This is a genomic window from Clostridium sp. CTA-6, from assembly GCF_054768115.1.
Window position 1 is genome coordinate 25,782 of record NZ_BAAAAU010000005.1, and the last position, 19,754, is coordinate 45,535.

A 19,754-nucleotide genomic window follows, 5' to 3' on the forward strand; every position below is an offset into this window, starting at 1 on the left:
CAAATGCATTGGAGGGCGTAGTATGCAACAATATGATGTAGTTATAATTGGTGGAGGCCCAGCAGGTCTTGCCGCTGCTATAAAAGCTAAAGAAGAAGGCGTAGACAGTATATTAATATTAGAGAGAGATAAAAGATTAGGTGGAATATTAAATCAATGTATTCATAATGGATTCGGACTTCATACTTTTAAAGAAGAACTTACAGGACCAGAATATGCTCAAAGATTTGTGGATAAAGTAGAAGAAATGAAAATACCATACAAATTAAATACTATGGTAATTGATATGAACAAAGATAAGGTAATAACAGCAGTTAATGAAGAAGACGGATTGATAGAAGTGCAAGCTAAATCTATAGTACTAGCTATGGGTTGTAGAGAAAGATCAAGAGGAGCTATAAATATTCCAGGCACAAGATGTTCAGGGATATATTCAGCAGGAACAGCACAAAAATTTGTAAATATAGAGGGTGAAATGCCAGGAAAGGAAGTAGTTATTTTAGGTTCTGGAGATATAGGACTTATAATGGCTAGAAGAATGACTTTAGAAGGAGCTAAAGTAAAGGCAGTAGTAGAACTTATGCCTTATTCTGGAGGATTAAAAAGAAATATAGTTCAATGTTTGGATGACTTCGGTATTCCTTTAAAATTAGCTCATACTATAACTAAAATAGAAGGAAAAGAAAGATTAGAAGCTGTTACTATAGCAAAGGTAGATGAAAAATTAAAACCTATAAAAGGAACAGAAGAATATATAAAATGTGATACATTACTTTTATCAGTTGGATTGCTTCCAGAAAACGACCTATCAAGAAAAGCAGATGTTAAGTTAGGCGTAACTGGCGGTCCAGAAGTAGATGAAACAATGCAAACTAATATAGATGGAGTATTTGCTTGTGGTAATGTTCTTCACGTACATGATTTAGTAGACTTTGTAACAGAGGAAAGTTATAATGCAGGTAAAAATGCTGCAGATTATGTAAAGGGTAAAAAAGTAGAAGGTGAAAAAATAGATTTAGTTGCAGAAAATGGTGTAGGATACACTGTACCAAAATCAATACACAAAAACAATATAGGAAATACAGTGGATGTTAGATTTAGAGTAAGAAATGTGTTTAAAGATAGTTTCATATCTGTATATTTTGATGATGAAAGAGTAGTTCACAGAAAGAAAAAAGTTATAGCTCCAGGTGAGATGGAAACAGTAAAATTAACTAAAGATATGTTTGAAAAACATTTAGATTGCAAAAAAATTACTGTTAAAGTGGAAGGTGAATAATTATGGCTATAAGAGAATTAATATGTATAGGATGTCCATTAGGATGTAATCTAGAAGTAGAAATTGAAGATAAAGAAGTAAAATCAGTTAAGGGAAATACTTGCCCTAGAGGTAAAATATATGCAGAAAAAGAATGCACAAATCCTACAAGAATATTAACTATATCTGTTAATGTGAAAAATGGAGAAGAAGATGTGGTTTGTGTTAAAACAGAAAAAGATATTCCAAAGGAAAAACTAATGGAATGTGTAAAAATATTAAAGGATACAACTGTACAAGCACCTCTAAAAATAGGTGATGTAATAGTAGAAAATATAGCAGATACAGGAGTAAATGTTATAGCTACAAAATGCCTAAATGCTAAAAATTAAAGATCAATGAGGATAGCTAATTTAATATTAGCTATCCTTTAAGAGATTTAATAAATATTCATAATAAAAGAAAAGAGGAATGACATAATGTTAAAAGACTTATTTAAACCGGCTCCTCATATAGAAAGGTTGCCAAAGGAAAAAATTGATTCAGCTTACAGGCGATATCGTATACAGGTATTTATAAGTATTTATATAGGATATTTAACTTATTATTTTGTAAGAAGTAATTTTTCCTTGGCAAAGGTTTACTTGATCCAAGAAGGTTTTACTAAGACTCAGTTAGGTTTTGTAGCTTCAGCTCTTGGTCTTGCTTATGGAGTAAGTAAATTTATAATGGGAAATTTATCAGATAGATCTAATCCTAGATATTTTTTAGCGGCAGGATTAATTCTATCTGGTATTGTAAACCTATTCTTTCCTATAACTAAAAGTATCACAGCAATGTTTGCATTAATGCTTTTAAATGGATGGTTCCAAGGTATGGGCTGGCCACCTTGTGGAAGAACTATGACCCATTGGTTTTCAGACAAGGAACGTGGAGTAAAAATGTCTATATGGAATACTGCCCATAATGTAGGTGGTGGTTTTATTGCCACAGTAGTTTTAATTGGTGTATCTGTGTTTGGAAGTTGGAAGGGAGCTTTTTATCTACCAGCTGTAATAGCCATTGTAGTAGGAATTTTATTTATAGTATTTGCAAAGGATACACCTCAATCAGTGGGACTTCCACCAATAGAGGAATACAAAAATGATTATCCAGAAATACAAGTAGAGGATAGAGAAAAGGAATTATCAGGAAAAGAAATATTATTCAAATATGTTTTAAATAATAAATATTTATGGTACATAGCTATTGCAAATATTTTTGTATATCTTGTTAGATATGGAGTTATAAATTGGGTTCCTACCTATTTGAAAGAAGTTAAAAATTTTAATCCTAAGGATTCATCTTTAGCCTTTGCTTTGTTTGAATATGCAGCAATACCAGGAACTATATTTGTTGGATGGTTAAGTGATAAGGTGTTTAATGGTAGACGTGCACCTGTTGGTGTATTTTGTATGATAGGTGTAACTATAGCAACTTATGTATATTGGAAAAGTAATAGTATACTAGCAATAAACTGTGCACTATCTTCTATAGGAGCTTTAATATATGGACCAGTTATGTTAATAGGTGTTAGTGCCTTAGATTTAGTTCCTAAAAAAGCAGCAGGTACAGCAGCAGGCTTTACAGGATTATTTGGATATATGGGAGGACAAGTATTAGCAGAAGTAGCAATGGGAGCAGTTGTTGATAAATTTAGTTGGAATGGAGGATTTATTTTATTAATGATATCTTCTGTATTAGCTATAGTGTTCTTATCTTTCACTTGGAATATTCATGATAGATCAGAAAAAGAGACGTCTTAGGTAGTAGGTTAAAAATAGAATATATTTTTAGAACTTGACAAAAATAATAAATAAGACATATAATAGATTATAATTTTAAAGTAAAATATTTATATTCATTGATGAGAAGAGTACTTTTTAATAGGGTTTAAAGCGAGCGGGGTTGGTGTGAGCCTGTAACTAGTTAAAAGGGAAGAGAGTCTCGGAGAAGCTTACTAAGAAAGGCATATTTATATAAAATAAAAATATATTCCATAAGTAAGCCGTTAACTGCGTTAAAGTTTTAAGAGGACTTAATAGTATCAATATATCATAGCTAATATAATTAGAAGTGGAATTTAAAGAGAATTCTTTACAATCATATTAAAGATATTTGTATTATTATTTAGTCAACTAGAGTGGTACCGCGGATAATCCGTCTCTGTTTTTACAGAGGCGGTTTTTTATATACAATAACTAATAATTATAATTTAAGATATATTCTATAAATTAGAGTAAATAACTATATAGAAGCTTAAAAATATTATTAAATAAAAAATTAATTTTAAATATTAAAATCCTATAATAAAACTTAAATATAAAAACTTGGAGGTAGATTAAATCATGGATTACAAAAATATAGTAGCTGAAAGAATAAAAGAAAATACAGAATTAGAAGTTGATTTAATAGAAAAACTTATAGAGATTCCACCAAAGAAAGAAATGGGAGATTATGCTTTCCCATGCTTCCAATTAGCTAAAACTTTTAGAAAAGCACCAAATTTAATAGCAGAAGAATTAAAAGAAAAAATAAATAAAGAAGGTTTTGAAAAGGTAGTGACCGTAGGACCTTACGTGAATTTCTTTGTAGATAAAACTGTATTAATAAAAGACGTATTAGAAAAAGTTTTAAGTGAAAAAGAAAAATACGGTTCTTCTAAGGTAGGAGAAGGAAAGAATATAGTAGTTGAGTATTCATCACCCAATATTGCAAAACCCTTTCATATAGGTCATTTATTTACTACAGCTATAGGTAATGCACTATATAAAATATTATCCTTTGAAGGTTATAATTGTATAGGAATCAATCATCTAGGAGATTGGGGAACACAATTTGGTAAACTTATTTCTGCATATAGAAGATGGGTAGATGAAGAAGCACTAGAAAAGGATGCTATAGGAGAACTTTTAAGAATATATGTTAAATTCCATGAGGAAGCAGAAAAAGACCCTGAACTTGAAAAAGAAGCTAGATTAAACTTTAAAAATCTAGAAGATGGTTCAGAGGAAGAAACTGAGTTATGGAATAGATTTAAAGATTTAAGCTTAAAAGAATTCAACAAGGTTTATGACATGTTAGGAATAAAATTTGATTCTCTTGCAGGAGAAAGTTTCTATAGTGATAAAATGGATGCAGTAGTTCAAGAAATAGATGATAAAGGATTATTAGTAGATAGTAATGGTGCAAAGGTAGTTATGCTTGATGAATACAATATACCACCTTGCATGATTAAAAAATCTGATGGAGCAACTATTTATGCTACTCGTGATTTAGCAGCAGCTATATACAGAAAGAAAACTTATGATTTCCACAAATGTATATATGTAGTTGGAACTCCTCAAGCCCTACATTTTAAACAAGTATTTACTACTTTAAAACTTATGGGACATGATTGGGCAGATGATTGTAAACATGTAGGCTTTGGTCTTGTTAAATTAGCAAATAAAAAGCTATCTACAAGAAATGGAGATGTTGTATTCTTAGAGGATTTATTAAACCAATCTGTAGAAGAAACATTAAAAATTATAAATGAAAAGAATCCTAATTTGAAAAACAAAGAAGATACAGCTAAAAAACTTGGTATAGGTGCAGTTGTATTCACATATCTAAAAAATAATAGAGAAAGAGATATTGTATTTGACTGGAAGGAAATACTATCCTTTGATGGAGAAACAGGTCCTTATGTAGAATATAGCTATGCAAGAGGAAAAAGCGTATTAAGAAAGGCAGGAGAATTAACTGGAGAAGTAGATTATTCTAAATTAGAATCTAAAGAAGAGTTTGAATTAGCGAAACTTCTTGGAGGATTTAATGATGCCATAATGAACGCTATAAATAAATTAGAACCAGCTATGGTAACTAGATATGTAATTGAAGTAGCAAAAGCTTTCAATAAATTTTATAATGCTCATGGTATATTAAATGCAGAAGATAATGATGTAAAATTAGCAAGAGTAAAACTTGTAGAAGCTACTTGTCAAGTAATAAAAAATGCTCTTAACCTATTAGGTATAGATGTAGTTGAAGAAATGTAAAAAATAAAGTAAATAATTTTATTCATTGAAGAGGGTGTCTTAAAAATAGAATAGATTTAATTTTAACACCGCAAAGATAAAAAATACACTTATAAATCAATTCATTTCGCTAAGAAGTTCTAAATCTTACTACATTAAAAATTTCCTACCCGGTAGAGGCGCCTTCCTTGGCTTCACTCCCGGCTCCTCACGTCCTGTGAGGAATTACGTAAATTTTTAATTGCGTCAGATTAAGAACTACTAAAGCTTATTTATATGTTTATTACATGTATTTTTTATCTTTGCTATATTAAAATTAAATCTATTTCTAAGACACCCTCTTATAAATTAGTTAATATAAATGGATATACAAAATTGCTGGATTTATTAGATTATAAATAAGAGATTTCAAGTAATTTTAAGTTAGATGATAAATTATAGAATACGTTTATATATATAATTTATGTGTAAATGATCATTACAAGGGGGCTAGTATACCTTGTAAACTATATATTGGGGAAAGGAAGATGTTAAATGAAAATTAAAACCTTTAAAGTAGAGCAGTGGATGAATCAATATGAGAATGATGCAATATATAATTTGGCAGAAACTTGTATAGATTCATTAACATTGAGAGAATTATTAAATTTAGCTGGAAAGAATTTTGAAGAGTACATGGTGAGTCTTGGGGATATTCGTATGACATATAGCCATATCTACGGATCTCCTAATCTTTTAAAAGGAATAGCTTCTCTTTTTCAGGATGTGAAGGCAGAACAAATTATACCAACCCATGGAGCTATCGGTGCTAATTACCAGGTGCTTATAACTCTTTTAGAGCCAGGAGATAGCATGGTATCTGTAGCCCCTACATATCAGCAACATTATTCTATTCCAGAGTCTATGGGTACAGAGGTTAATATTCTTAAGCTTTTACCTGAAAATAATTTTTTACCAGACTTACAAGAGCTAAAGAAAATGGTGAATTCAAATACAAAGCTTATTACAATCAATAATCCTAATAACCCATCGGGATCTTTAATTCCTGTAGAGCTTATTAAACAAATCGTTGATATTGCAAAGAGTGTAGATGCTTATGTGCTTAGTGATGAGGTCTATAGGGGTATTAGTGAGGATGGAAGTTATATGCCTTCAATTGTAGATCTCTATGAAAAAGGTATTAGTGTAGGAAGCATGTCTAAGACATTTTCTCTTGCAGGACTACGTCTTGGGTGGATCGTTTCAAAAGACGAGAAAATAATTAATTTGTGCAGGGAAAGAAGAGATTATGATACTATAAGTTGTGGTGTATTGGATGATATTTTTGCTTCTTTGGCCTTAGAAAATAAGGAAGCAATTTTAGAAAGAAACCGAAAAATTGTTATGACAAATAGAGAATTACTCCATCAGTGGGTGAGCTCAGAACCACGAGTATCATATGTAAAGCCAGTTGCCGGTAATACAGCATTAATTTATTACGATGCGGACATGCATTCCTATGAATTTTGTGAGAAGCTTTTAAAGGAAACGGGAGTATTTTATACTCCAGGAGAATGTTTTGACTTAGATTATTGTTTCCGTATTGGCTATGCTTTTGACTCTAAAACCTTAATGGAAGGTTTAGAGAAAACTAGTAAATTCATATCTAATCTTCCGAGAAGATAATAGGAAGAAATAATCAATAAAAAATTTACAAGTGAGTTATTGTTACTTTAAACAATATTATCTGGTAAGCTGTATTCATATTTCAAAGGATTGAAATAAATTATACTTCAATCAATAAAAATATTAAGTAGTGGATATTTTCATAGATAATTCCCCGGGAGAAAATTTTATACCCATATAATTTTAAATATATAATATATATCAAATATGTGTTATCATTAAACTATGATCATTAATTATAGAATTTTCACAAAACTATTTTTATATGTAAATATATGATTTCATGGAGGAGATTAATATGGTTTGTGATATTATGAATACACATGTTATTGTTCTTAATCCTAAAGATAGTATAAAAAAAGCATTAAATCTTATGAGTGAAAACAATATAAATGGAGCACCTGTAGCTAATGAAGAGGGCAATTTAATAGGAATGATAGTAAAGGCGGATATTTATAGATTTTTGATGGAAGAAGGACATTATGATACTTGTCCTGTAGAGTGGGTTATGACCAAAGAAGTTTTTACTGCCTCAGAGGAGGAGGATGTTATATCTATAGCTAAGAAAATTTTAGACAAAGATATAATAGCAATGCCAATAGTAGATTCTTCAAAAAAACTTTTAGGAATAGTATCCATTGAGGATATATTAAAAAGTTTAATATATAAATTAAAGTAAATAAAGGGTCAGTTATAACATACTAAAATAAATATTCTTATAAATATAATGAACGTTTAAATAATTAAAGAAAGAAAAGCTATGAATTTAGAAATTATATTCTAAATTCATAGCTTTTAAATTTAAAAATTAAACTTGTATTTTATAAAGTTTAATGCATAGTTATTCTTATTTATCTTAAACTTTGTTTTTATTCATTTGTTCTTTTTCTTTTTTACTGCTACAAGAACAACCTGTTGGACACGATGAACAATCACATTGTCCAGAGGTTTTCTTTTTAATATTTTTAGCTAGTATATATATGGCTAAAAGTATTATAACTATAGCTATAATTATTTCCATGGTATTTAATCACCTTCTTTTTAAATTATATGATTAAAGCACCTACGTTGTATATTAAGAAAGATATAATCCATGCTAATATAATCTGATAAGTAACAGAAAATAAAGCCATTTTAGAGCCATATTCTTTTCTCATAGTAGCTACTACAGATACACAAGGAGTATATAATAAAACAAAAACTAAGAAAGAATAAGCAGATAATGGACTAAAATGATTTAAAAGAGTAACTTTTAAATCTCCACCATATATAACGCCCATAGTTCCAACAATAACTTCTTTAGCCATAAGACCTGTTAACAAGGAGACAGAAGTTTGCCATCCTGAAAAACCTAATGGTTTAAAGATAGGTGATAAAACTCTACCTAGGGAGGCTAAAAAGCTTTCATTTATGTCTACCATTCCAGAAAAATTAAAATTAGAAAGTAACCAAACAATAACTGAAATTGAGAATATTATAGTTCCAGCTTTTTTCAAAAATCCTTTACCCTTATCCCATGTATGAAGCATTAAATTTTTAAATTCAGGCATTTTATATTCAGGAAGTTCTATTATAAAAGGTTCTTCATCTTTTTTAAATAAAGTGTTTTTAAATAGAAGTCCTATTATAAATGCTAATAGTATTCCCAAAATATATAAAGAAAAAACTATAGAAGTTTCATGGCCTGAAAAAAATACAGAAGCAAATAGAGCATAAACAGGCAATCTAGCATTACAGGACATTAAAGGAACCAATAATGCGGTAAGTTTTCTATCTCTTTCACTTTCTAAGGTTCTAGCAGACATTATTCCAGGTACAGAACAACCAAAACCAACTACCATAGGTATAAAAGCTTTACCGGAAAGTCCCATTTTTCTCATTAGCTTGTCCATTATAAAGGCTGCCCTTGCCATATAGCCACTATCTTCTAAAAAGGATATACCCAAAAACAAAGTAAGGATTACAGGTAGAAATACTATTACAGAGCCAACCCCAGCTACTATACCATCTAATAATAAAGATTTAAACCAAGGAGCTGTGCTTGCTAATAAAGTACCTAGGTAAGGTATTAAACTATCATTTAATAAGGCATCTATATAGTCCGCTAAAGGTGTACCTACCCAGTTAAAGGTGAACTTAAATATAATATATAATATTCCTAAAAATAAGGGATAGGCAAGTACTGGATTAAGGACTATTTTATCAATTTTATCCGTATTAGAAATAGTCTTTTTTTCTTCTAAAGTAACTGCTTTTTCGAAAATATTACCAATGAATTTATAAGCATCTCTTTCACTTTCAAAATTATAATCATTGTTATCTTTGTAACTTAAAAAAGTTTTATTTTCTAAAGTTTCTATTAGTTTATCAATTCCTATACCCTTTGAGGCTATTATAGGAATAACTTTAACATTAAGTTCTTTAGATAAAATATCATAATTTATTTTTATGCCTTTATTTTCCGCTACATCTATCATGTTAAGCACTAAAATAATAGGTTTATTAAATTGTTTTAATTGGGTAGTTAAGTATAGATTTCTATCCAAATTTGAAGCATCTACAATATCAATTATTACATCAACATTTCCATTGATGAGAAAATTCTTAGATACTTTTTCCTCATTAGAAAAGGTATCCATGGCATATATGCCAGGTAAATCCACAATTTTAATAGAATCATTAACCAAACCTTCCTTTTTTTCTACTGTTACACCCGCCCAGTTTCCAACATATTGATTAGAGCCGGTAAGTTGATTAAAAAGGGAGGTTTTACCTACATTAGGATTACCAAGTAATGCGGTTGTTATCATATTTGTCCTCCAGTCTATTTATCTACAGATATAAATTTAGCATCTTTTTTTCTTATAGCTAAATCAAATCCTCTTAAATTTATTAGTATGGGGTCTCCTAAAGGGGCCCTTTTTTTTAAGGATATTTCTGTGCCTTCGATACAGCCTAATGCCATTAGTCTTTTGACTAATTTTTCGTTGCCAGAAATACTAGAAATCTTAGCAGTTTGGCCAGGTAATAATTCACAGATACTCATAATATTCACTCCTTGTTGAAAATAGTTATCAATATTTATAATAATATTTTAGCATCAAGAATAATGAAAGTCAATTTAATTTATAACAATAATATTAGGTTTTGAGTAGAATAAATATTGGAGATTTATAGGGAAAATATTAAATTATAATATGAAAATAAAATTTACATTTGATTTTTATAAAAACTGAAAATTCTGTAAAAAACAACAAATAGATGTTTGGTTTTATTAAATGATATAATAATTATATAATATGTCTAATATAATTTTAATTATTTAAGCTGTATGGTAAAGTTTAAGGGGCTAAATTATAGAGGTGAAATAAGTTGAGAAAAAAACAAAATATATATAAAAGCAGTGAATATATTTATATAAAAGACGATGAAAAGAGAAAAGCTAAAAGAAAAGAATGCAATATATATATATACTATCCTAGAGTAAATAATAAAAGTATATATGAGAATTATGGTGAAGATTTAGCCAAAATGGAAGTTGTAGATATATCTAAATTTGGAGTTAGATTAAAAACTAAAATGGAGCTAAAGGAAGATGATTTTATAAACTTTTCTTTAAGGTTATCAGAAAAACCTTCCTTTTGGTGTATGGCTATAGTAAGAAGGATAGAAACCTATGAAGGTTATTTTATAGTAGGATGTGAGTTTTTATCTTTAACATTAGAACAAATGAGAGACATAGAAAAATATGTATTGTCTATCAAGTAATTCTTAGATTAAGGTAAAGTTTCATTAAAAGAATTGCGTTGTTGTAACTAATAGTTTTATTATTGTAAGTAATTGGATGAGCTAATTTAAATAAAAGAAAAAGGCTTAATCCCTTTTTCTTTTTTTATATAAAGCATATAATAGATAAAAACTAATAATTAGATTCAACAATATTTAAAGTGAATTTTTATTGAGCATTAAGTAATTAAGGAGGTTTATTATGAACATTGCAGCATTTTTTGATATTGATGGAACTTTATACAGAGAAGGACTTATAACAGAGGTTTTTAAAAAATTAGTAAAATATGAGGTTATAGAGCCAGAAAGATGGTATAACGAAGTAAGACCAGAATATATTAAATGGGATAAAAGACAGGGTAATTATGATAATTATCTTTTAAAAATGGCAGATATATATATAGAAGCTATTAAAGGATTGCATAAATCCCAAATAGAATTTATTGCAAAGAAAGTAGTAGAACAAAAGGGTGATAGAGTATATACCTTTACTAGAGATAGTATTAAATGGCATAAGCAGCAAGGACATAAAATAATAACTATATCAGGAAGTCCCTATGAACTAGTAAAAGAAATGGCATCTAAGTATGGATTTGATGATTTTAGAGGAGCTCAATATGTACTTAATAAAGAAAGTATTTATACAGGGGATGTTATTCCTATGTGGGATAGTGACAGTAAGAGAAAGGCTATAAATGAATTGGTAGAAAAATACGATATAGATTTGAAGAAAAGTTATGCTTATGGAGATACTTCTGGAGATTTTTCTATGTTTAAAATGGTAGAAAATCCTGTTTGTGTTAATCCTACAAAGGAATTAATTCAGAAGGTAGTAGAGGATGAAAATGTAAAAGAAAAGACGAAAATAATAGTAGAAAGAAAAGATATGGTATATAAATTAACACCAGAATCTATTAATTTATGGTAATAAAGAACAGTTAACTTGACAAATAAATTTTAAATTTTTTGAAATAAAAATATATATGAAGTTTTATATATTTAGAGGGATTAGTTAATTTTAAAATTGACTAATCTCTATTTTTTAGATTTATAGTAAAGCGTGTTTTCATTATAATTTTGGATAATTTTTATTAAAAATGATGTCTAAAATTAAAGATTAACTTTAGGATGACAAAATAAATATTATAAATTATTTTATTAACGTTTATGTTTCTATTTACATAATATATAATAATTGGGCAGAATTATTATTTTTAAAGTAAGAGTTATTTATATTAACTAATTTTATAAAAAAAATTTTATTTTATCTTTAAGATAGTAGAGATATCGTTAATTGATAACATAAAAGAAAATTAGCACTAAGTTTATTTTAAAAATAATTATAAAATGTATTAAGGTTTGTGTATTTTTTAACGAGGTAAATTATGTAATATAAATATTAATTAGCTAATTGTAAAACTAACAGGTTAGAAAACATTTATTCCAATATAGATGCTAGTTGTACCACTTACATTGAAAAATTGTATAATCATATGATATGATTCTAAAAAAGTTAAAATAAATTTAAAAAAAATTAAGTATTATATTTGAGTATAGTCAGTTCTAGTAGAAAATAGACTTTATATTATCAAATAAATATGCATGGAATTCAATAATTAGAAAATCTAAATATTTTTATTAAATTTTAGGTTAGCATTTTAAAATTTATGTGAATTAATGCGTTCATAAGTAAGAAGGCATTAAAAATAAATTTATTAGGTGGTAAGTACACATAAAGAAATTTATCATTAGTGTGTTAATGGGAACTACGATACTTTCAACTGTTAGTTCCGTATCAACTTATGAAAAATCAAAAAAATATTAATAATATGGGGGTAGATACAATGAAATCACGAAAAATTACTGCAATTATTTTATCCGTATTGGTAGCTTCAGGAGCCACTGTATCAGTTTTTACAGGGAAAAATGTAGTACAGGCTAAAGAGGTAGGAATCAACAGTGTACAATCTAAAATAGCTACTAATATAGGAGTGGGACAAGAATATTGGGGATCTACTGTTTTCGCTCCTTATGTAGATGCTTGTTCATATCCTGTGTTTTCACTTACTGAATATGCAAAGACTACAGGAACTAAACATTTTATATTAGGATTTGTAGTTGATAAAAATGGACAACCTTCCTGGGGAACTTATTATGATATGGAAGAAGGACCTACAGATTATCAAGGAGGAGGATTATTAAAAGAAATTAAAGCTTTAAGACAAATGGGTGGAGATGTAATGGTTTCCTTTGGAGGAGAAGCTAATACCCCATTAGCAGCATCAATTAAAGATGTTAATAAATTAAAAGATGCATATAAGAAAATAATTAAAGATTATGGATTAACTCATGTAGATTTTGACATTGAAGGAGCTTGGACAGCTGATACCGCTTCTATAGAAAGGCGCTCACAGGCTATTGCGTTACTTCAAAAGGAACTTAAAGCTGAAAATCATCCACTTGAAATATGGTATACATTACCTGTATTGCCTTCAGGGATGACTAATGGTGTGGATGTAGTAAAGAGTGCTGTTAAAAATGGTGTCCAGCTAAGCGGAGTAAATGTAATGACTATGTGTTTTGGACAGAAGGCTCCAGATGGAACTATGGGAGATTTAGTTATTGAATCAGCTAAAAGCGTTCATAAACAATTAAAGAATATATACACACAAGCTAATATACAAAAGTCTGATAAAGAAATTTGGAAAATGATAGGAGTAACTCCTATGAATGGTTTAGATTATAGTGGAAGTATACTTGATCAAAATGAAGCAAGAGAGGTTGTGAGCTTTGGTAAAACTGTAGGAATGAGATTAATAGGTATGTGGTCTGTCAACAGAGATTATCAAAATCCTAAAGGCGCAACAGATTATGTATCTATAACTGATAGTTCTATAGTACAAGAAAAATTTGAATTTGGTAAAATACTTTCAAAATATGATTCAAATGATGGTACAGAAATAATAGAAGAGCCAGGTACAACTGACCCAGAAGAACCAGGCGATGGTGAAGATGGAGGAGAAGTAGAAGGTGTTCCTGCATATAAGCCACAACAAGAATATTGGGCAGGAGATAAAGTTAGCTATAAAGGAAAGGTTTATCAAGCTAAATGGTGGACAAAAGGCTTTGCACCAGATACAGCAGTACAAAATTCCTGGGATACACCATGGGAACTAATAGGAGATTCAGATAATGGTACAGAAATACCAGAAAAACCAGGTACAACTAATCCAGTAGATCCAGAGGATGGTAAAGATGGGGAGCAGACAGGAGAAATCGCTGCATATACTCCTAACAAAGAATATTATGAAGGAGATAAAGTTAGCTATAAAGGAAAGATTTATATAGCAAAATGGTGGACAAAAGGTTTTGCTCCAGATACAAAAGTAGAAAATTCATGGGATACTCCTTGGAAACTAGCAGAATAAGATAAAGTATTGATAAACTTAAATATATAAATTATTAAAATATATTGAGTTAGAGGTGTATTTTTCTCTAACTCAATATTTTATTTTAAGAAATAAAAAAAACACTTTATATAAGGATTTTAGCGGAAAAATTATAAAAATGAGTAAATATATTTTAAAATTACTATTGACAAGTTGTCAAATATGGTTTATCATGCTAAATAATAAGTTAATAAAACTGAATATATTCGTTCTTATCAAGAGCGGTGGAGGGACTGGCCCTATGAAACCCGGCAACCAGTATATATTTTATACATGGTGCTAAATCCTGCAGATTTAACTGGAAGATGAGAAAATTTCGCTTATTAAAGCTAGAGATTTTTCTCTAGCTTATTTTTTTTATTTTATTCTATTTGGCCAAATAGATATAGATATGTAATTTTACTGGAGGGATAAAAATTGATAGAGGTTTCTAATTTAAAGAAAATAATAAAAGACAAAGTAATATTAGAAGATATAAGTTTATCTATAAAAGAAGGAGAAGTTTTTGGGATAGTAGGGCATAGTGGTGCTGGAAAATCTACATTGTTAAGATGCCTAAATGGATTAGAATCCTATGAGGAAGGGAGCATAAAAATAAATGATGAAAAAATAGATGAATTAAGTAAAAAACAATTAAGAATTCTAAGAAAAGATTTAGGTATGATTTTTCAAAGCTTTAACTTATTAAAAAGAAAAAATGTTTTTCAAAATATTGCATTACCTTTAGAAATATGGGGAATGAGCAAAAATGAAATAAACAATAGGGTTAAGGAGCTTTTAAAACTTGTAGATCTTGAGGACAAGGCCTATGTAAAGCCTCATAATTTAAGTGGTGGACAAAAGCAAAGAGTAGCTATAGCTAGAGCATTAGCTTTAGAACCTAAAATACTTTTATGTGATGAAGCTACATCTGCTCTAGATCCTAAAACAACTAAAGATATACTAAATTTATTAAAAGATATAAATCAAAAGTTAAGTATAACAATAGTTATAGTAACTCATCAAATGGAAGTTATAAAAGAAATATGTGAAAGAGTAGTCATTATGGATAAAGGAAAAATAAAAAGTTTAGGATTTTCAGAGGAATTGTTTTTAAGCCCCGACAAACATCTAAAAAAATTATTAGGAGAAAACGAAGTATTGCCTAAAGAAGGGGTAAATATAAAAATATTTTTTACAAAGGAATTAAGCAATGAAAGTATTATTACTACTATGGCAAGAGAATTAGATATAGACATATCTATAGTTTGGGGTAAGCTAGAAAAGTTTAGAGAAAATGTTCTTGGAAATTTAGTAATTAATGTATCAAAGGAAAATAAAGAAAAAATTTGTGATTATTTATCTTTAAAATCTATAGTTTGGGAGGTGCAATAAAATGTTGCAAGATATGTTATTTAAGGCTCTAAAGGAAACTCTATATATGGTTTCTATATCTACTATTTTATCTATATTATTAGGATTTATACCATCTATAATTCTTATAATTACAGACGAAAAAGGACTAAAACCTAATAAAGTAATATATAAATCTTTAGACTTTGTTGTTAATTTATTAAGATCCTTTCCTTTTATAATTCTTATGGTAGCCATACTTCCCTTTACAAAAGCTATAGTAGGGAAAACCATTGGAACTACAGCAGCTATAGTGCCTCTTACAATAGCCGCAATACCTTTTGCAACTAGAGTATTGGAATCTGCAATGAAGGAAGTAGATGAAGGAGTAATTGAAGCAGCTAAGTCTTTGGGAGCTAGTGATATTCAAATAATATTGAAAGTAATAATAAAAGAATCTATGCCTTCTATGATTGTGGCTATAACTTTAACTATAATTTCAGTGGTAGCATATTCAGCTATGGCAGGAGCCATAGGTGGAGGTGGACTAGGAGATGTAGCTATTAAGTACGGATACTATAGATTTAAAACAGATATTATGATATATACAGTAGTTATATTAATAATTTTGGTTCAGGTAATACAAAGTTTAGGGAATGTATTTTACAAAAGATTAAATAAATAAGCATCATATAGAAATTTAAAAAATTATTTTAAATTTTAGGAGGAACTAATTATGAATAAAAAAAGATTATTAGGAATAGTATTATCAGTTTTCTTAACATTAGGAGTGGTAGGTTGCTCTTCAAAAGAAAGTAAAGAAACAGTTAATGATAAAAAAACTATTATAGTTGGTGCAACTCCAGTACCAGCAGGAGAAATTTTAAAAGAAGCTAAACCTGTATTAGAAAAGAAGGGTTATAAATTAGAAATAAAAGAATTTACTGATTATGTTACTCCAAATACTGCCTTAAATGATGGCGAAATAGATGCAAACTTTTTTCAACATATACCTTATTTAGAAAAGTTTAATGCAGAAAAGAAAACAGAGTTAGTGCCTGTAGCAAAGATTTTTATAGCTCCTTTAGCAGTATATTCTAAAAAAATAAAGAATATAGAGGAATTAAAAAATGGATCTACTATAGCCTTGCCTAACGATCCTACTAATGAAACAAGGGCGTTAAAATTATTAGAAAAGGCAGGCCTTATAAAGCTTAAACAGGGAGATACTTTGACTAAGACTGATATAACTGAAAATAAAAAGAATATAAAAATAGAAGAAATAGATGCACCACAAATACCAAGAGTATTAAATGATATAGATGCTGCAGTAATAAATACAAATTATGCTATAGAGGCAGATTTAAATCCTACAAAGGACTCCATATTAATTGAGGATAAAAATTCTCCATATGTAAATGTAATAGCTGTGAGAAAAGAAGATAAAGATAAAGATTATATAAAAGCACTTTCAGAAGCTTTACAATCTAAAGAAGTAAAAAATTATATAAATAAAAAGTATAAAGGAATTTTAATACCAACATTTTAGTATTTAATTGTATTAAGACCTTTTAAAGTATCTAAGAAAAATTTTAGTTTAATTATTCTATATTACTAGCGTTCAGTTATTAGAAAATATTTTATATTGACATTTAAAAAATATTAGTCTATTAAGAAATATTGCAATTGCAAATGTAGGATTAATATTGACAGAACTTATAAAATAATAAGGGGGAATTATTAATGAAAAAGAAAATATTATCTATTGCTATAGCAACAACTTTAATTTTAGGATTAGTAGCATTAACAGGGTGTGGAAGTAGTAAAGAAGAGGCAAAAGAAAAGAAAACAATTGTAGTTGGAGCAACGCCGGAACCTCATGCAGAAATTTTAAAAAAAGTTAAACCTATTTTAGAGAAAAAGGGATACACTTTAGAAATAAAAGAGTTTACGGATTATGTTACTCCAAACACTGCATTGCAAGATGGTGAAATAGATGCTAACTTTTATCAACATATACCATATTTAGAAGAGTTTAATAAAGAGAAGAAAACTGATTTATCATACACAGTTAAAGTTCATTTAGAACCTATGGGTGTATATTCTAAGACTATAAAGGATTTAAAAGAGCTAAAAAATGGAGCAACTATATCAATACCAAGTGATCCAACTAACGGATCAAGGGCATTAAAATTATTAGAAAAAGAAGGCATTATTAAACTAAAAGAAGGAGAACTTGTATCAAAGATGGATATTACAAAAAACCCTAAAAATATAAAAGTAGAAGAATTAGATGCAGCCCAACTTCCAAGAACTTTAGGTGATGTGGATGCAGCAGTTATAAATACTAATTATGCTGTTCCAGCAAATTTAAATCCATTAAAAGACGCTCTTGCTATTGAATCAAAGGATTCACCATATGCCAATGTTATTGTAGTTAAGACTGAAAATAAAAATGCAGAGTATATAAAAGCTTTAGACGAGGCTATTAATTCAGAAGAAATAAAAAAATATATTGAAGAACAATATAAAGGAGCTATACTTCCAGCTTTTTAAAAATTAGATTATAAAACATAAATAATAACTTGAGCAAATTGCATAATTAATAAGTTTCAAATTCACATACAACATTGTGTTTTAAAAAATATATTAGAGCAATATATTGATTAATTATATTTCAAAATGAATTATGCAATTTTCTCACTTAAATGAATAAAGTTTTTATAATAAAATAAGTCTACTTAGCTATAAGCTACATAAGACATATATAATAGGTGATAATTATGGATATTGTAAATAAAATAGCAGATGAATATGAGAATTATGTAATAGATTTAAGAAGGTATTTTCATTCTTATCCAGAATGCAGTTGGGATGAAAAGAATACTTCTAAAAAGATTAAGAGTGAATTAAATAAATTTGGTATTCCTTTTGAGAGTATAGTCAGTACAGGTATTTTAGTAAACATAAAAGGAAAAGAGCCAGGAAAAACTATTTTATTAAGAGCAGATATGGATGCTATTCAAGTTAATGAATGTAATAATTTTGATTATGTATCTAAAAATAAGGGGATAATGCATGCTTGTGGTCATGATGGCCACATGGCAATGCTTTTAGGAGCTGCAATAGTTTTAAATAGTATAAAAGATAAGGTAAAAGGAAATATAAAATTATTATTTCAACCAGCAGAAGAAGTTGGAGAAGGAGCAGCAGCTTGTATAAAAGCAGGTGTATTAGATTCAGTAGATAATGCTTTTGCTATTCATCTTTGGAGTAATGTTCCCTATGGTATGGTAGCTATTGAAGAGGGGCCGATTATGTCTTCTGCGGATGTGTTTAAAATAAAAATAAAAGGTAAGGGTGGTCATGGGGCAATGCCTCATGAGACCATAGATTCTGTATTAGCTGCTTCTTCTTTTGTGATGAATTTGCAAAGTATAGTAAGTAGAGAAGTAAACCCCCTAGAACCTTTAGTAATTTCTATAGGTAAATTACAGGCAGGGAGTAGATTTAATGTGATAGCTAATGAAGCTATTATTGAAGGAACATCTAGATGTTTTAATATGTCGCTTAGAGAAAAACTACCTAATATAATTGAAAGAATATTAAAAAATTCTACAGGGATTTATAATGCTAGGGGGGAATTAAGTTATAAATTTGCAACGCCTGTAACTATAAATGATGAAAAATCTGTTTATAGAACAAAACAGGTTATAAATAAAATTTTAGGGAAAGATAAAATATATAAAATGAATAAAAATATGGTTACAGAAGATTTTGGATATTATCTAGAAAAAGTACCTGGAGCCTTAGCATTTTTAGGCGTAGAAAATGAAACTTTAGGTGCTAATTATCCTCAGCATCATGAAAAATATAACATAGATGAAAGGGCCTTAAAAATAGGGGTAAAACTTTATTGTGAATATGCGTTAGATTTTTTAAATTGTTAGTTATATTAAAAATCAAGTAATTTTAATAAAGCATAATAGAATAGAGTTCAAAATAGGTTTAATTTTAATATAGAGAATATAAAAAATACATGTAATAAACATAGGAATAAGCTTTAGGAGTTCTTAATCTTTGAAATTAAAAATTTTCACAACTTCTTACAGGACCTAAGGAAAGTAGTGTTGAATTTAAGTATGTTACTTTTCTAGAATAGAAAATTTTTAATGAAAGTAAGTTTAGAACTTCTTAGCGAAATGA

General features: G+C 28.6%; 17 protein-coding genes and 1 riboswitch. Of the genes, 14 read left to right on the forward strand and 3 right to left on the reverse strand.

From position 1 onward, the window contains the following. The first annotated feature begins 22 nt into the window (after nt 1–22). The 6 genes from ACYUDJ_RS08840 to ACYUDJ_RS08865 all read left to right on the forward strand — a co-directional run bounded on the left by ACYUDJ_RS08840 (nt 23) and on the right by ACYUDJ_RS08865 (nt 7,660). On the forward strand, nt 23–1,279 hold the full coding sequence (locus ACYUDJ_RS08840; RefSeq protein ID WP_003489498.1) for an NAD(P)/FAD-dependent oxidoreductase: 1,257 nt from the start codon (nt 23–25) through the stop codon (nt 1,277–1,279). 2 nt (nt 1,280–1,281) lie between these two features. Then, nucleotides 1,282–1,650, forward strand: a complete 369-nt coding sequence (locus ACYUDJ_RS08845; RefSeq protein ID WP_003489500.1) for a DUF1667 domain-containing protein — start codon at nt 1,282–1,284, stop codon at nt 1,648–1,650. An 87-nt stretch (nt 1,651–1,737) separates the two neighbouring features. Then, nucleotides 1,738–3,063, forward strand: coding sequence for a glycerol-3-phosphate transporter (gene glpT, locus ACYUDJ_RS08850; protein WP_003489502.1), 1,326 nt, complete (start codon nt 1,738–1,740; stop codon nt 3,061–3,063). 582 nt (nt 3,064–3,645) lie between these two features. Next, nucleotides 3,646–5,337 (forward strand): arginine--tRNA ligase, encoded by a 1,692-nt coding sequence (gene argS / locus ACYUDJ_RS08855; RefSeq protein WP_003489504.1) that lies wholly within the window; start codon nt 3,646–3,648, stop codon nt 5,335–5,337. Between the two features lie 513 nt (nt 5,338–5,850). Then, nucleotides 5,851–6,981 carry an aminotransferase gene (locus ACYUDJ_RS08860; protein WP_003489505.1) on the forward strand — a complete coding sequence of 377 codons (1,131 nt, stop codon included), beginning with the start codon at nt 5,851–5,853 and terminating at the stop codon, nt 6,979–6,981. Between the two features lie 298 nt (nt 6,982–7,279). After that, nucleotides 7,280–7,660, forward strand: a complete 381-nt coding sequence (locus ACYUDJ_RS08865) for a CBS domain-containing protein (protein ID WP_042386407.1) — start codon at nt 7,280–7,282, stop codon at nt 7,658–7,660. Between the two features lie 177 nt (nt 7,661–7,837). On the opposite strand, the gene ACYUDJ_RS08870 is transcribed toward ACYUDJ_RS08865, so the two are convergent. The 3 genes from ACYUDJ_RS08870 to ACYUDJ_RS08880 are packed head-to-tail and all read right to left on the reverse strand — an operon-like array spanning nt 7,838 to nt 10,027. Further along, nucleotides 7,838–8,002, reverse strand: a complete 165-nt coding sequence (locus ACYUDJ_RS08870; RefSeq protein ID WP_003489507.1) for a FeoB-associated Cys-rich membrane protein — start codon at nt 8,000–8,002, stop codon at nt 7,838–7,840. 25 nt (nt 8,003–8,027) lie between these two features. Beyond that, nucleotides 8,028–9,791: a ferrous iron transport protein B gene (feoB, locus tag ACYUDJ_RS08875; RefSeq protein ID WP_003489508.1), complete on the reverse strand. Its 1,764-nt coding sequence runs from the start codon at nt 9,789–9,791 to the stop codon at nt 8,028–8,030. A gap of 14 nt (nt 9,792–9,805) precedes the next feature. Further along, nucleotides 9,806–10,027, reverse strand: coding sequence for a FeoA family protein (locus ACYUDJ_RS08880; protein ID WP_003489509.1), 222 nt, complete (start codon nt 10,025–10,027; stop codon nt 9,806–9,808). Between the two features lie 326 nt (nt 10,028–10,353). On the opposite strand from ACYUDJ_RS08880, the gene ACYUDJ_RS08885 reads away from it, so the two are divergent. From ACYUDJ_RS08885 to ACYUDJ_RS08920, 8 genes are all read left to right on the forward strand, one after another. Beyond that, nucleotides 10,354–10,749 carry a PilZ domain-containing protein gene (locus tag ACYUDJ_RS08885; RefSeq protein WP_003489510.1) on the forward strand — a complete coding sequence of 132 codons (396 nt, stop codon included), beginning with the start codon at nt 10,354–10,356 and terminating at the stop codon, nt 10,747–10,749. 220 nt (nt 10,750–10,969) lie between these two features. Continuing rightward, the gene (locus ACYUDJ_RS08890; protein WP_003489511.1) at nt 10,970–11,695 is read left to right on the forward strand and encodes an HAD-IB family hydrolase; all 726 of its coding nucleotides are present in this window, start codon (nt 10,970–10,972) and stop codon (nt 11,693–11,695) included. A gap of 916 nt (nt 11,696–12,611) precedes the next feature. Next, the gene (locus ACYUDJ_RS08895) at nt 12,612–14,195 is read left to right on the forward strand and encodes a chitinase (RefSeq protein ID WP_042386409.1); all 1,584 of its coding nucleotides are present in this window, start codon (nt 12,612–12,614) and stop codon (nt 14,193–14,195) included. Nucleotides 14,196–14,425: 230 nt separating this feature from the next. Beyond that, nucleotides 14,426–14,528: riboswitch (SAM riboswitch) on the forward strand. Between the two features lie 105 nt (nt 14,529–14,633). Further along, the gene (locus tag ACYUDJ_RS08900; protein WP_003489514.1) at nt 14,634–15,590 is read left to right on the forward strand and encodes a methionine ABC transporter ATP-binding protein; all 957 of its coding nucleotides are present in this window, start codon (nt 14,634–14,636) and stop codon (nt 15,588–15,590) included. Nucleotide 15,591: 1 nt separating this feature from the next. Continuing rightward, complete coding sequence (locus tag ACYUDJ_RS08905) at nt 15,592–16,233, forward strand: methionine ABC transporter permease (protein WP_003489516.1); 642 nt, start codon at nt 15,592–15,594, stop codon at nt 16,231–16,233. Nucleotides 16,234–16,284: 51 nt separating this feature from the next. Then, nucleotides 16,285–17,097 carry a MetQ/NlpA family ABC transporter substrate-binding protein gene (locus ACYUDJ_RS08910; RefSeq protein ID WP_003489518.1) on the forward strand — a complete coding sequence of 271 codons (813 nt, stop codon included), beginning with the start codon at nt 16,285–16,287 and terminating at the stop codon, nt 17,095–17,097. Between the two features lie 194 nt (nt 17,098–17,291). Then, nucleotides 17,292–18,104 (forward strand): MetQ/NlpA family ABC transporter substrate-binding protein, encoded by an 813-nt coding sequence (locus tag ACYUDJ_RS08915; RefSeq protein ID WP_003489519.1) that lies wholly within the window; start codon nt 17,292–17,294, stop codon nt 18,102–18,104. Nucleotides 18,105–18,331: 227 nt separating this feature from the next. Continuing rightward, on the forward strand, nt 18,332–19,498 hold the full coding sequence (locus tag ACYUDJ_RS08920) for a M20 family metallopeptidase (protein ID WP_003489521.1): 1,167 nt from the start codon (nt 18,332–18,334) through the stop codon (nt 19,496–19,498). Nucleotides 19,499–19,754 lie beyond the last annotated feature (256 nt).

Bases quoted from the DNA above. Each gene is read 5' to 3' on its own strand.
- ACYUDJ_RS08840 (WP_003489498.1), top strand. From the start codon at position 23: ATGCAACAATATGATGTAGTTATAATTGGTGGAGGCCCAGCAGGTCTT.
- ACYUDJ_RS08845 (WP_003489500.1), top strand. From the start codon at position 1,282: ATGGCTATAAGAGAATTAATATGTATAGGATGTCCATTAGGATGTAAT.
- glpT (WP_003489502.1), top strand. From the start codon at position 1,738: ATGTTAAAAGACTTATTTAAACCGGCTCCTCATATAGAAAGGTTGCCA.
- argS (WP_003489504.1), top strand. From the start codon at position 3,646: ATGGATTACAAAAATATAGTAGCTGAAAGAATAAAAGAAAATACAGAA.
- ACYUDJ_RS08860 (WP_003489505.1), top strand. From the start codon at position 5,851: ATGAAAATTAAAACCTTTAAAGTAGAGCAGTGGATGAATCAATATGAG.
- ACYUDJ_RS08865 (WP_042386407.1), top strand. From the start codon at position 7,280: ATGGTTTGTGATATTATGAATACACATGTTATTGTTCTTAATCCTAAA.
- ACYUDJ_RS08870 (WP_003489507.1), bottom strand. From the start codon at position 8,002: ATGGAAATAATTATAGCTATAGTTATAATACTTTTAGCCATATATATA.
- feoB (WP_003489508.1), bottom strand. From the start codon at position 9,791: ATGATAACAACCGCATTACTTGGTAATCCTAATGTAGGTAAAACCTCC.
- ACYUDJ_RS08880 (WP_003489509.1), bottom strand. From the start codon at position 10,027: ATGAGTATCTGTGAATTATTACCTGGCCAAACTGCTAAGATTTCTAGT.
- ACYUDJ_RS08890 (WP_003489511.1), top strand. From the start codon at position 10,970: ATGAACATTGCAGCATTTTTTGATATTGATGGAACTTTATACAGAGAA.
- ACYUDJ_RS08895 (WP_042386409.1), top strand. From the start codon at position 12,612: ATGAAATCACGAAAAATTACTGCAATTATTTTATCCGTATTGGTAGCT.
- ACYUDJ_RS08905 (WP_003489516.1), top strand. From the start codon at position 15,592: ATGTTGCAAGATATGTTATTTAAGGCTCTAAAGGAAACTCTATATATG.
- ACYUDJ_RS08910 (WP_003489518.1), top strand. From the start codon at position 16,285: ATGAATAAAAAAAGATTATTAGGAATAGTATTATCAGTTTTCTTAACA.
- ACYUDJ_RS08915 (WP_003489519.1), top strand. From the start codon at position 17,292: ATGAAAAAGAAAATATTATCTATTGCTATAGCAACAACTTTAATTTTA.
- ACYUDJ_RS08920 (WP_003489521.1), top strand. From the start codon at position 18,332: ATGGATATTGTAAATAAAATAGCAGATGAATATGAGAATTATGTAATA.